Raw genomic sequence first — 12,580 nt, 5'->3', positions numbered from 1 at the left:
TACAGGAAACGCGGGCTCCTGTAGGAGCGGCCTTGTGTCGCGAAAGGGGCGCAGAGCGCCCCAATTCTACCTTGGAGTTATCCATGCCCCTAGCCGTCCAGTTCACCCAGGTTTCCCGCACCTTTGGCGAGGTCAAGGCCGTCGACCAGGTCAGCATCGATATCGATGACGGCGAATTCTTCTCCATGCTCGGCCCCTCCGGCTCGGGCAAGACCACCTGCCTGCGCCTGATCGCCGGCTTCGAGCAACCGAACAGCGGCTCGATCCGCATCCATGGCATCGAGGCCGCTGGCGTGCCGCCGTACCAGCGCGACGTCAACACCGTGTTCCAGGACTACGCGCTGTTCCCGCACATGAACGTGCGCGACAACATCGCCTACGGCCTCAAGGTCAAGGGCGTGGCCAAGGCCGAACGCCATGCCCGCGCCGAAGAAGCGCTGGCCATGGTCGCCCTGGCCGGTTACGGCGAACGCAAACCGGCGCAACTCTCCGGCGGCCAGCGCCAGCGCGTGGCATTGGCCCGCGCCCTGGTCAACCGGCCACGGGTGCTGCTGCTCGACGAACCACTGGGCGCACTCGACCTGAAGCTGCGCGAACAGATGCAGGGCGAATTGAAGAAGCTGCAGCGTCAACTGGGCATCACCTTCATTTTCGTCACCCACGACCAGACCGAAGCGCTGTCGATGTCGGACCGGGTGGCGGTGTTCAACCGTGGGCGCATCGAGCAGGTCGACACGCCACGTAACCTGTACATGAAACCCGCGACCACGTTCGTCGCCGAATTCGTTGGCACCTCCAACGTCATCCGCGGTGACCTCGCACAGCAGCTCAGCGGCAATCGCTCACCTTTCTCCATCCGCCCCGAGCATATCCGCCTGGTGGATCAGACCAGCCAGCCACAAGACGTCCAGGTCAGCGGCCTGCTGCGTGACATCCAGTACCAGGGCAGCGCCACCCGCTATGAAGTCCAGCTGGCCAGCGGCCAGCTACTCGCCGTGAGCCACGCCAATGACCGCTGGCAGGAGCAGCCGCAGCCCTGGCAGGCCGGCCAGCAGGTGCAGGTGCGCTGGCCACGCGAAGCGATGACCGCGCTGCAGGAAACCGTCCTGGCCGAGGCCCGCTGACATGCGCCGCGTATCCGACCTGCTGTACCGGCGCCCCAACCTCTACCTGGCACTGCTGCTGATCCCACCGCTGACCTGGTTCGGCGCCATCTACCTGGGCTCGTTGCTCAGCTTGCTGTGGCAAGGTTTCTACACCTTCGACGACTTCACCATGGCGGTCACCCCGGAGCTGACCCTGGGCAACTTTGCCGCGCTGTTCAACCCGTCCAACTTCGACATCATCCTGCGCACCCTGGCCATGGCCGTGGCGGTATCGCTGGCCAGCGCGGTGCTGGCCTTCCCGATCGCCTATTACATGGCGCGCTACACCAGCGGCAAGACCAAGGCGTTCTTCTACATCGCGGTGATGATGCCGATGTGGGCCAGCTACATCGTCAAGACCTATGCCTGGACCCTGCTGCTGGCCAAGGGCGGCGTGGCCCAGTGGTTCGTCCAGCAGCTGCACCTGGATGCCCTGCTGCAGGCCGTGCTGGCGGTGCCCGGGGTCGGCGGCAGCACGTTGTCGACCTCGCACCTGGGGCGCTTCATGGTGTTCGTGTACATCTGGCTGCCGTTCATGATCCTGCCGATCCAGGCCTCGCTGGAGCGCCTGCCGCCGTCGTTGCTGCAGGCTTCGGCAGACCTGGGGGCCAGGCCGGGGCAAACGTTCCTGCAGGTAATCCTGCCGCTGTCGATCCCCGGCATTGCCGCCGGCTCGATCTTCACCTTCTCGCTGACCCTGGGCGACTTCATCGTGCCGCAGCTGGTCGGCCCACCGGGCTATTTCATCGGCAGCATGGTCTACGCCCAGCAAGGGGCGATCGGCAACATGCCGATGGCGGCGGCCTTCACGCTGGTGCCGATCGTGCTGATCGCGGTGTACCTGTCCATCGTCAAGCGCCTGGGGGCTTTCGATGCACTCTGAAAAAGCGTCTGTCGGCCTGCGCCTGGCGGCCTGGGGCGGGTTGCTGTTCCTGCACTTCCCGATCCTGATCATCTTCCTGTACGCCTTCAACACCGAAGACGCGGCGTTCAGCTTCCCGCCCAAGGGCTTTACCCTCAACTGGTTCGCCGTGGCCTTCGCCCGCCCCGACGTGCTCGAAGCCATCAAGCTGTCGTTGCAGGTCGCCTGCCTGGCCACGCTGATCGCGCTGGTGCTCGGCACCCTGGCCTCGGCGGCGCTGTACCGACGCAGCTTTTTTGGCAAGGAGAGCATCTCGTTGATGCTGATCCTGCCGATTGCCCTGCCCGGCATCATCACCGGCATCGCCCTGCTCTCGGCATTCAAGCGCCTGGGGATCGAGCCCGGCGTGTTCACCATCGTGGTAGGCCACGCCACGTTCTGCGTGGTGATCGTCTACAACAACGTGATCGCCCGCCTGCGGCGCACCTCGCAGAGCCTGATCGAGGCGTCCATGGACCTCGGTGCCGATGGCTGGCAGACCTTCCGCTACATCATCCTGCCCAACCTCGGCTCGGCCCTGCTGGCCGGCGGCATGCTGGCGTTCGCCCTGTCGTTCGACGAAATCATCGTCACCACCTTCACCGCCGGCCACGAGCGAACCCTGCCGATCTGGCTGCTCAACCAGCTCAGCCGCCCGCGCGACGTGCCGGTGACCAACGTAGTGGCCATGTTGGTGATGCTGGTGACCATGCTGCCGATCCTCGGCGCCTATTACCTGACCCGTGGCGGCGAAAGCGTTGCGGGCAGCGGCAAATGACCCTCAAGGAGTCCCCATGCAAAGCAAAATGCTGATCAACGGTAAGCTGGTCGCGGGCGATGGCCCGACCTGGACCGTGCTCAACCCGGCCGAAGGCAGCGCCCTGGCGCAGATCAACGAAGCCACCGAAGCCCAGGTCGATACTGCCGTGCGCGCCGCCGACCAGGCCTTCGACAGCTGGTCCCAGACCAGCCCCAAGGAGCGCTCGCTGGCGCTGCTGGCCCTGGCCGACATCATTGAAGCCCATGGCGATGAACTGGCCCGGCTGGAATCACAGAACTGCGGCAAACCGTTTGCCGCCGCCCTGAACGACGAAATCCCGGCCATCGCCGACGTGTTCCGTTACTTTGCCGGTGCCGCACGCTGCCTGGGCGGCTCGGCGGCGGGTGAATACCTGCCGGGCCACACCTCGATGATCCGCCGCGACCCACTGGGCGTGGTGGCCTCGATCGCGCCGTGGAACTACCCGTTGATGATGCTGGCATGGAAGGTCGCCCCGGCCCTGGCAGCTGGCAACACCGTGGTCATCAAGCCCTCCGAACTGACACCGCTGACCGCCCTGCGCCTGGGCGAACTGGCCAAGGACCTGTTGCCGCCCGGCGTGCTCAATATCCTGTTCGGCCGCGGGCAGACGGTAGGCAACCCGCTGGTCACCCACCCCAAGGTGCGCATGGTCTCGCTGACCGGCTCCATCCCCACCGGCGCGCACATCATCGGCGCCACCGCCAGCAGCGTGAAGCGCATGCACATGGAGCTGGGCGGCAAGGCGCCGGTGCTGGTGTTCGACGACGCCGATATCGACGCGGCCATTGACGGCATCCGCACATTCGGTTTCTACAACGCGGGCCAGGACTGTACTGCAGCCTGTCGCCTGTATGTGCAGGCGGGTATCTATGACCGCTTCGTCGAGCGCCTGGGCAAGGCGGTTTCCAGCCTCAAGGCCGGCCTGCAGGATGCCGAAGACACCGAACTCGGCCCACTGATCAGCGCCCAGCACCGCGACAAGGTGGCCGGCCTGGTCCAGCGCGCCATCGCCCAGCCGCACATCCGCCTGGTGACGGGCGGCAAGGTGATTGCGGGGGATGGCTTCTTCTTCGAACCGACCGTGCTGGCCAACGCCTTGCAGGATGACGAGATCGTGCGCAACGAGGTGTTCGGCCCGGTGGTCTCGGTGACCCGCTTCAGCAGCGAGGAGCAGGCGCTGGAATGGGCCAACGATTCCGAATATGGCCTGGCATCATCGGTCTGGACCCGCGACACCGGCCGCGCCCACCGCATGGCGGCGCGGTTGCAGTATGGCTGCACCTGGGTCAATACCCACTTCATGCTGGTGAGTGAAATGCCCCATGGCGGGCAGAAGCATTCGGGGTATGGGAAGGACATGTCGATGTATGGGCTGGAGGATTACACCTGTGTGCGGCATGTGATGATCAAGCATTGAGGGGGGCTGGTGGGGTACGCCTTTAGTTGTTTGTCGCCTATGAGATCGAGCGCCGCGCGGGCGGCGCTCGATCTCAGCCACACCACACGGCTGCCGCCATGCCCCAACACTCTAATCCCGCAGATCCGACTCGTGAATCGGGTTTGCCCGGCTGGTCGCCCGCTGATACTGCGCCGGCCAAGTGGCCTTGTTGCCTCCCAGATCATCATCGGCATGCAACGGCCAGTAAGGATCGCGCAGCAGCTCCCGCGCCAGGAAGATCACGTCGGCCTGACCGGTACGTAGAATGTGCTCGGCCTGGGCAGGTTCAGTGATCATGCCGACGGTGCCGGTGGCGATCTCTGCTTCCTTGCGCACGCGCTCTGCAAAGCGCGTCTGATAGCCAGGGCCTGTAGGAATTTCGGCGTTGACCGAGGTACCACCGGAGGACACATCGATCAGGTCGACACCCAGCACCCGCAGGCGACGAGCCAGTTCGACGGTTTCATCGGGGTTCCAGCCGTCCTCGACCCAGTCGGTGGCCGATACCCGGACAAACAGCGGCAATTCGGCCGGCCAGACCTTGCGCACCGCTTCGACCACCTGCAGGGTCAGACGGACGCGGTTCTCGAAGCAGCTGCCGTACTCGTCACGGCGCTGGTTGCTCAGCGGTGAGAGAAACTGGTGCAACAGATAACCATGGGCGGCATGGATCTCGACCACCTTGAAGCCGGCCTTGAGCGCCCGCTCGGTCGAGGCGACGAAAGCATTGATCACGTCCTGGATCTCGTCCTTGCTCAACTCGCGTGGCGGTGTGTGCTGCGGGTCAAAGGCGATCTTCGACGGGCCCACGGGCTGCCAGCCGCCGTCCTCGAGCTTCACACTGCCCTGCTTGCCCAGCCAGGGCCGATAGGTACTGGCCTTGCGCCCGGCGTGGGCCAGCTGGATACCCGGCACGGCGCCTTGCGCGGTAATGAAACGGGTGATGCGCTGCAACGGGGCGATCTGGTCATCGTTCCACAAGCCGAGGTCTTCGGCGGTGATGCGACCATCGGCCGTCACCGCGACGGCTTCGCTGATGACCAGGCCAGCGCCACCCACGGCGCGGCTGCCCAAGTGAACGAGATGCCAATCGTTGGCCAGGCCATCGATAGCGGAATACTGGCACATCGGCGAGACCGCGATGCGGTTGGGCAGCGTCAGCTGACGCAGGGTGTAAGGCTCGAGCAGCAGGCTCATGAGGGCACCTCCCAAGGACTCCAATGGTGATCCGGTCCGGACACTCAAATGCACATCCCTGGCCCGGTGCCGGTCATTAATCAGACTAGACCAGATTGGTGGGGGGGAAGGTTCTGTGGGATGGCGAGGGGTTCGCCGAAAGGTTTGCAGCGCCTGTGAGATCGAGCGCCGCCCGCGCGGCGCATCGCAGGCAAGCCTGCTCCTACATCTGTTTCGGGCCAGTCAGGCCTGTGCCATTGGCGCGCGTACCTTGGTGCATGGCTCGATATCGCGTCATACAAACAAGGGCCGCGCGCCAATGCCTCAGGAATAAATGGCCCGAAACAGATGTAGGAGCAGGCTTGCCTGCGATGCGCCGCGCGGGCGGCGCTCGATTTCCGCCACCCTGCAAGAACCAAGGCGGACGCTTAATGGCCTTAGCTCGGCCCTGGGATTTCCGACTGGTCCGACGTATGTATCAGATGTTTCCTACCCATATGAACTGGCGGCGCATGGCCAAGGAAAATATCCTACAAACCCTGTCGACTCGCGTCTGATTGTTCCTGAATACGCTGCCCTCTAGCCTCTCTGGGTCGCTGGTAGTTCAGCGATCGGGTGTGGAAACCCGCATCAAGCATTTCGGGTTTGTCGTTAATGGCGGCTGTACCCGGAAGGCCTCGTGCCTACCGAGTTTTCCTGAATGCACTCGGGTTTCCACTCCGTGTACAGCTGCCACCCTTCCTGTGGAAACGGAAGCGGCAGTCCCAAGCGTTCAGGAGTCTTCATGAAAAAGATCGTCCCCGACCCACCCCATCATTTCGACCTTCCCTCCGACAAGACACTCACCAACGCCGTCAGCGAGGGCATCGTGCCCATCGACCACGTGGTGATGAACGTCACCCACTACCTGATGCTTGCCTATAACCATTGCCACCGAACCCTCGATGCCATCGAAGATGAAAGCACCCGGGAATCACTGGTGAATGGGCTGCGTGCCATGCAGATTGCCTGGGGCCAGGCGGATGCGCTGTCACTGGCCCTGGAGCGGACTACCAGCCTGCATTGAGGGGAAATTCATGACCACAGACGACACCCAATTCACTGTCGGTAAAACTACGTTTTTCCAAGGCGAACACCAGACCCACCCCCTGTTCCGCATCGAACCAGGCATTCCATGCCGGGATGCCCGCGAGCAGGCCTCGGAGTTGATGGGCTATGTAAGAGAACTGACCATCATCGGCCTGATGGATGAAAAACCGATGATGATCTGGGCATCCCATTACCTGAGTGCCATGGCCAAGGCACTGATGGATGATGCCGAGTTGGGCATGACGCGTTAACTGAGTCAGGGCAGACAGACGTTCGCCGGTAGATTTGCAGCGCCTGTGAGATCGAGCGCCGCCCGCGCGGCGCATCGCAGGCAAGCCTGCTCCTACATCTGTTTCGGGCCAGTTATTCCTGAGGCATTGGCGCGCGGCCCCCTGTTTGTACGACGCGATATCGAGCCATGCACCAAGGGTACGCGCGCCAATCGCACAGGCCTGACTGGCCCGAAACAGATGTAGGAGCAGGCTCGCCTGCAATGCGCCGCGCGGGCGGCGCTCGATTTCCGCCACCCTGCAAAACCCGAGGCATGCACCTCGCAGCCCCTCAGCGCGGCTCCATGTGGGCAATCATCAACTGCACACTCTCATTCCCACGAAACTCGTTCACATCCAGCTTGTACGCCAGCTCAACCCAACGCACCGTAGGGTTCGGCCATACATCCCGGTCAATGCCAAAGGCAATGCCATCCAGCCGCACCGACCCGCACTCACTCTTGAGCACCACCTTCAAGTGCCGCTCACCGACCACGCGCTGCTCCACCAACTGGAACACCCCATGGAACAGCGGCTCGGGGAAGTGCTGCCCCCAAGGCCCGGCATTGCGCAGGGCCTTGGCCAGGTCGAGGTGGAACTCCTCCACCGCCAGGCTGCCGTCCGACAGCAGACGACCGGTCAGGTCCTCTTCGCGCAGCTGGCGCCGAACTTCTTCATCGAAGGCTTCGGCAAACGCCGGGAAGTTGCTTTCCGGCAGGGACAGCCCCGCCGCCATGGCATGCCCGCCGAACTTGCTGATCAGTTGCGGCTGGCGCGCCGCCACCGCATCCAGCGCGTCGCGAATATGGAAACCCGGCACCGAACGCGCCGAGCCCTTGAGCATGCCGTCGCCGGCATCGGCGAAGGCAATGGTCGGTCGGTGATAGCGCTCCTTCAGGCGTGATGCGAGGATCCCGATCACGCCCTGGTGCCAATCGGCATCGAACAGGCACAGGCCATAAGGCATGGACTCGACCGGCAGATCCTTGAGCTGGGCCAGGGCCTCGCGCTGCATGCCCTGCTCGATCGACTTGCGGTCCTGGTTCAGGTCATCCAGCTGCTGGGCCATGTCCTGGGCCAAGGCTTCGTCTTCGCACAGCAGGCATTCGATACCCAGGCTCATGTCGTCCAGACGCCCGGCGGCATTGAGCCGTGGACCGAGGATGAAGCCAAGGTCGGTGGAGGTGATGCGCCGATGGTCGCGCCGCGCCACTTCCAGAATGGCCTTGAGGCCTGGCCGCGCGCGGCCGGCGCGGATACGCTCCAGGCCCTGGTGCACGAGGATGCGGTTGTTGGCATCCAGCGGCACCACGTCGGCGACACTACCCAGGGCGACCAGGTCGAGCAGTTCTCCGATGTTTGGCTGCGGCTGCGCTTCGTAACGCCCCAGGCTGCGCAGGCGTGCGCGCAGGGCCATGAGCACGTAGAAGATCACCCCGACGCCGGCCAGCGACTTGCTCGGGAAGTCGCAACCTGGCTGGTTCGGGTTGACGATGGCGTCGGCATCCGGCAACTGCTGGCCCGGCAAGTGGTGGTCGGTGACCAACACCTTGAGCCCGGCCGCCTTGGCCGCCGCCACACCTTCGACACTGGAGATACCGTTATCGACGGTCACCAGCAGGTCTGGCTGGCGCTCGAGCGCCACCTGGACGATCTCCGGCGTCAGGCCGTAGCCGTATTCGAAGCGGTTGGGCACCAGGTAATCGACATGAGCCGCGCCCAGCAGGCGCAGGCCGAGCATGCCGACGGTGCTGGCGGTGGCGCCGTCAGCGTCGAAGTCGCCGACGATGAGGATGCGCTGGCGCTGGTCGAGGGCCTCGACCAGCAGGTCCACTGCCGCCTCGATGCCCTTGAGCTGCTGGTACGGCAGCAGGCGCGCCAGGCTCTTGTCCAGCTCGGCCTCGGATTGCACGCCGCGGGCGGCATACAGGCGGGTCAGCAAGGGTGGCAGGTTACCCAGGAATGGCAGGGTCGGCGGCAGCGGGCGGGGTTCGATACGCATAGGGTGCTTCAGCCGCGCTCACCAAGCAGCCACTGCAGCTGCACTTCGTGCTGGCCACGGTCGTCGGTGACGAACACGGTGCCTTCACTGATCATCACATCCCACTTGATGGTGCGCGGCATGTCGGTGGCCAGCACTTCCAGCACCTCCTGTGGCACGGCGGCGATGCTCAGGTTCTTCAGGCCCTTGACCGCGCTCACCACCTTGCCTTCCCACACCCGCAGGCTGCCGTAGGCGAGCAGGCTGGTGCGCTCTGTGCGGCGCGAGCACCAGGTCAGGCGATCAGCGTCCGGCTGGCCGACTTCGATCCAGTGCAGGATGCGGTCGTCCAGGCTCTTTTCCCACAGCGCCGCCTCATCCACATCGGACAGACCACGGCCGAACGACAGATTCTCGTTGTACCACAGGGCATAGGCCAGCAGGCGCACGGCCATGCGCTCTTCGGTTTCCGAAGGGTGACGGGCGATGGTCTGGCGAACGTTTTCGTACACGCCGCGATCAAGATCGGTCAGGTTCAGTTCGAATTTGTAGGTGGTGGACGGCTGGGCCATGGTCGAGTGGGCTTCGTGCGTAGAGAAAAGTCACCTAGTCTAACCGATCCGGCCTTTGCTTGCGCCGGAGCAGTATCGGCCGCCCCGCACCTATGCTAAAACCACGGCTCTGACCAGTTGCCACGGATGCCTCATGTCTACGCCCAGCAAACCCCTCGCCGGCCTGAAAGTCATCGAGCTCGGCACCCTGATCGCCGGGCCGTTCGCCTCGCGGATCTGCGCCGAATTCGGCGCTGAAGTGATCAAGGTCGAGTCGCCAGACGGCGGCGACCCGCTGCGCAAATGGCGCAAGCTGTACGAGGGCACGTCACTGTGGTGGTTCGTGCAGGCGCGCAACAAGCAGTCGCTGACGCTCAACCTCAAGCACCCCGAAGGCCGTGAAGTGCTCAAGCGCCTGCTGAGCGAGGCCGACATCCTGATCGAGAACTTCCGCCCCGGCGTGCTGGAAAAGCTCGGCCTGGGCTGGGACGTGCTACACGCCCTCAACCCGCGCCTGGTAATGGTGCGCCTGTCCGGCTTTGGCCAGACCGGGCCGATGAAGGACCAACCGGGCTTCGGTGCAGTCGGTGAGTCGATGGGCGGGCTGCGGTACATCACCGGCTTCGACGACCGCCCGCCCGTGCGCACCGGGATTTCCATCGGTGATTCGATTGCTGCGCTGTGGGGCGTGATCGGCGCGCTGATGGCACTGCGTCATCGCGAAGTCAACGGCGGCCAGGGCCAAGTGGTGGACGTGGCGCTGTACGAGGCGATCTTCGCCATGATGGAAAGCATGGTCCCGGAGTTCGACGTGTTCGGTTTCATCCGTGAGCGCACCGGCAACATCATGCCGGGCATCACACCCTCCTCCATCCACACCAGCGCCGACGGCAAGCACGTGCAGATCGGCGCCAACGGTGACGCCATCTTCAAGCGTTTCATGCAGGCCATCGGCCGCACCGACCTGGCCGACGACCCGAGCCTGGCCAGCAACGATGGCCGCGATGCCCGGCGCGACGAGTTGTACGGGGTGATCGACCGCTGGGCCAACAGCCTGCCGCTGGACCAGCTGATGCAGGTGCTCACCGACGCCGAAGTCCCGGCCAGCCGGATCTACTCGGCCGAGGACATGTTCAACGACCCGCAGTACCTGGCCCGCGAGATGTTCCTGCAGGCGCGCCTGCCGGACGGCAAGCCGTTCAAGATGCCAGGCATCGTCCCCAAGCTCTCGCAAACCCCGGGTTCTGCCGAATGGGTTGGCCCAGCGCTAGGTGAACATACCGATACCGTGCTGACTTCCCTGGGCTATGACCAGGCGGCGATCGCCAGCCTGCGCCAGGCTGGCACGGTCTGAGGTTGCTGCCGATGCGTTGTCTGGCCCTGTGCTGCGCGCTGCTGCTTGCCCTGCTGGCAGCTCCGGCGCAGGCCAAGGAACGCCTGCTGTGGCTGGTGCGCGACCTGCCGCCTTTCACCGTGTTCGAAGGTACGGATAAAGGCCAAGGGGTTATCGACCAGATGCTGCCGCTGCTGATCGAGCAGATGCCCGAGTACGAGCACAGCATCATCCGGGTCAACCGGGCACGCGGGATCCAGATGCTCCAGGACCCGACCAGCTTTACCTGCGACCCGACGCTGCTGTGGACTGCCGAGCGGGCAAAGTTCGTGCACTTCTCGCAACCGACGCTCGGCGTGATGAGCAGCGGTGTGGTGGTGCGCAAGACCGGGCAGGCGCTGCTGGCCCCCTACCTCGACGGCCAGCAGGTCGACCTCAAAGGCCTGCTCGGCAATACCCGGCTGAAGCTGGGCATTGTCGCCGAGCGCAGCTACAGCAACCAGGTCGACGCGATCCTGCGCGAGCTGCCCGACTCGGCGTTCAGCCGCCATTACGGCAACGATGCCACCGCCAACCTGCTGCAGATGCAACAGCTCGGGCGCCTGCAACTGGTGCTGGGCTACTGGCCGGAGGTGCGTTACCTGATTCAGCAACATGGCGGCTCGCCGGCGGACTATCAGTTCCATCCGATCCAGGGCGTGAACCGCTACCAGTTCCTGCACGTAGGCTGCTCGGACACACCACTGGGCCGCGCCGCCATCAGCCACATCGACCAGTTGCTACCGGCCCTGCGCCTGAATACCCTGCCCGCCCTTTATGCACACTGGCTTGACCCCGAGCTGCGCACGACCTACCTGGAAGAGAGCAAGCACTTCTTCGAAAACCGCTAGCCAGCGCACAAAAAGAAACCCCGGACGCTGGGGAAGACGCCCGGGGCCAATCGGAAGCCCTCATGGACTTCCCGCGGCAACCTGCCAGTACCGGAGCGGTGCACTGGCCGGCTGCCCTTGATGATTAAGATAGGCCACTCAGGCAAAGGTTCCCTGCGGCTGTTGGCGCTGTTGCAAAGCCGCAATCACACAGGGCTGCAAGCGCCCTTCGACAATCTGCAGGTCACGGTGCAGGCCGTCTACCAGGTCGATCAACAGGCTTTGCTCCTGCAACTGGCGCTGGCTGACCGTGCGGCGCAAGGCCTTGCCGCCGAGGCTGTCGTACACGGTCAATTGGCGGTTGCCGCTGGCATCCGTGGCGCCTAGCCTGGCTTGGTAAGGGGTAAGGGCGTCGTTGAGCAGTCTGCAGATTCTTTCCATCCGGATCACTCGCTTGTAATGGGACATGAAGGAACTGACCAGCAAGGGCGGCGAAAAGTTCGTTACGCCACGGCTGTGCTAGTGAGCATGCGTGGGTGACGTGACAGTTTGAATACGTTGCAGGGCTTGCTGCCAGCGCTCTACTGGCAGGGGCCAAGGGAGGTCGGCAAGAACCCACAGGCCTTGGCGCCGGGCCTCTTGGGCGAGGTTCAGGCAGCCTGCGTTGGGGTAGCCGACGAACAGCACGGCACGCATGGCACTGGCCCGATCGAGCAGGGCCAGGCCATCGCTCACGGCATGCTCGAGGATCAGCAAGTCGGCGCGCGGCTTACGGGCCAGGCAGGTGTCGAGGTCGGCCAGGTCGTGGGTGACGCGCACGTTGAACAGGCCCTGGGCGTTGCAGGCCTGGTGCAGGAGGATCTGGTGGGATGGGCGTGCCGGATGGATCAACACGTAGGGCTGTCGCATGTGCCGCTCCTTGGGGGAAGGACCGGTCACTCTAGGTAAGGCTTCTCTCGCCTTATATAGGACAATTCTGCAAATAGCTGAAGAAACCGCCGCAGTCGGGGCCGCAAAGCGGTCCCC

At 64.2% G+C, this 12,580-nt stretch carries 13 protein-coding genes; 8 read left to right on the top strand and 5 right to left on the bottom strand.

The features are described 5' to 3' along the window. Positions 1-83 precede the first annotated feature (83 nt). The 4 genes from ACIPZ8_RS08345 to ACIPZ8_RS08330 are packed head-to-tail and all read left to right on the top strand — an operon-like array spanning position 84 to position 4,265. Positions 84-1,124 (top strand): ABC transporter ATP-binding protein, encoded by a 1,041-nt coding sequence (locus tag ACIPZ8_RS08345; protein ID WP_400721409.1) that lies wholly within the window; start codon positions 84-86, stop codon positions 1,122-1,124. Between the two features lies 1 nt (position 1,125). Next, the gene (locus ACIPZ8_RS08340; protein WP_400721406.1) at positions 1,126-2,028 is read left to right on the top strand and encodes an ABC transporter permease; all 903 of its coding nucleotides are present in this window, start codon (positions 1,126-1,128) and stop codon (positions 2,026-2,028) included. Continuing rightward, positions 2,018-2,824 carry an ABC transporter permease gene (locus tag ACIPZ8_RS08335; RefSeq protein WP_294341074.1) on the top strand — a complete coding sequence of 269 codons (807 nt, stop codon included), beginning with the start codon at positions 2,018-2,020 and terminating at the stop codon, positions 2,822-2,824. The genes ACIPZ8_RS08340 and ACIPZ8_RS08335 overlap by 11 nt, the downstream gene beginning before the upstream one ends. Before the next feature lie 16 nt (positions 2,825-2,840). After that, the gene (locus ACIPZ8_RS08330; protein ID WP_400721403.1) at positions 2,841-4,265 is read left to right on the top strand and encodes a gamma-aminobutyraldehyde dehydrogenase; all 1,425 of its coding nucleotides are present in this window, start codon (positions 2,841-2,843) and stop codon (positions 4,263-4,265) included. Positions 4,266-4,376: 111 nt separating this feature from the next. On the opposite strand, the gene ACIPZ8_RS08325 is transcribed toward ACIPZ8_RS08330, so the two are convergent. Next, a complete protein-coding gene (locus ACIPZ8_RS08325) occupies positions 4,377-5,483 on the bottom strand; it encodes an NADH:flavin oxidoreductase/NADH oxidase (RefSeq protein WP_400721400.1) in 1,107 nt (368 codons plus the stop codon). A 763-nt stretch (positions 5,484-6,246) separates the two neighbouring features. Here ACIPZ8_RS08325 and ACIPZ8_RS08320 point away from each other — a divergent pair. Both ACIPZ8_RS08320 and ACIPZ8_RS08315 read left to right on the top strand, forming a co-directional pair. After that, entirely contained in the window at positions 6,247-6,528 is a 282-nt protein-coding gene (locus ACIPZ8_RS08320) for a hypothetical protein (RefSeq protein WP_400721397.1), read from the top strand. Positions 6,529-6,538: 10 nt separating this feature from the next. Continuing rightward, the gene (locus ACIPZ8_RS08315) at positions 6,539-6,802 is read left to right on the top strand and encodes a DUF3077 domain-containing protein (RefSeq protein ID WP_159411560.1); all 264 of its coding nucleotides are present in this window, start codon (positions 6,539-6,541) and stop codon (positions 6,800-6,802) included. Positions 6,803-7,112: 310 nt separating this feature from the next. On the opposite strand, the gene recJ is transcribed toward ACIPZ8_RS08315, so the two are convergent. Both recJ and ACIPZ8_RS08305 read right to left on the bottom strand, forming a co-directional pair. Beyond that, positions 7,113-8,822 carry a single-stranded-DNA-specific exonuclease RecJ gene (recJ, locus tag ACIPZ8_RS08310; protein WP_400721394.1) on the bottom strand — a complete coding sequence of 570 codons (1,710 nt, stop codon included), beginning with the start codon at positions 8,820-8,822 and terminating at the stop codon, positions 7,113-7,115. 8 nt (positions 8,823-8,830) lie between these two features. Further along, positions 8,831-9,373 carry a YaeQ family protein gene (locus ACIPZ8_RS08305; RefSeq protein WP_103445451.1) on the bottom strand — a complete coding sequence of 181 codons (543 nt, stop codon included), beginning with the start codon at positions 9,371-9,373 and terminating at the stop codon, positions 8,831-8,833. Between the two features lie 133 nt (positions 9,374-9,506). Here ACIPZ8_RS08305 and ACIPZ8_RS08300 point away from each other — a divergent pair, with 133 nt between their 5' ends. Together ACIPZ8_RS08300 and ACIPZ8_RS08295 are read left to right on the top strand one after the other, a co-directional pair. Next, positions 9,507-10,706 (top strand): CaiB/BaiF CoA transferase family protein, encoded by a 1,200-nt coding sequence (locus tag ACIPZ8_RS08300; protein WP_400721391.1) that lies wholly within the window; start codon positions 9,507-9,509, stop codon positions 10,704-10,706. Positions 10,707-10,708: 2 nt separating this feature from the next. Further along, positions 10,709-11,575: a TIGR02285 family protein gene (locus tag ACIPZ8_RS08295; protein WP_400721390.1), complete on the top strand. Its 867-nt coding sequence runs from the start codon at positions 10,709-10,711 to the stop codon at positions 11,573-11,575. A gap of 138 nt (positions 11,576-11,713) precedes the next feature. Here the strand turns inward: ACIPZ8_RS08295 and ACIPZ8_RS08290 are convergent, their stop codons facing one another. Together ACIPZ8_RS08290 and ACIPZ8_RS08285 are read right to left on the bottom strand one after the other, a co-directional pair. Next, the gene (locus ACIPZ8_RS08290; protein WP_400721387.1) at positions 11,714-11,995 is read right to left on the bottom strand and encodes a DUF3509 domain-containing protein; all 282 of its coding nucleotides are present in this window, start codon (positions 11,993-11,995) and stop codon (positions 11,714-11,716) included. Between the two features lie 78 nt (positions 11,996-12,073). Then, positions 12,074-12,463, bottom strand: coding sequence for a histidine kinase (locus ACIPZ8_RS08285; protein ID WP_400721384.1), 390 nt, complete (start codon positions 12,461-12,463; stop codon positions 12,074-12,076). Positions 12,464-12,580: the final 117 nt, after the last annotated feature.

The organism is Pseudomonas sp. NPDC089422, assembly GCF_044749405.1.
Lineage (GTDB): Bacteria > Pseudomonadota > Gammaproteobacteria > Pseudomonadales > Pseudomonadaceae > Aquipseudomonas.
Note: the sequence above shows the minus strand (reverse complement) of the source record. Positions and strands in the feature narration are given on the sequence as shown.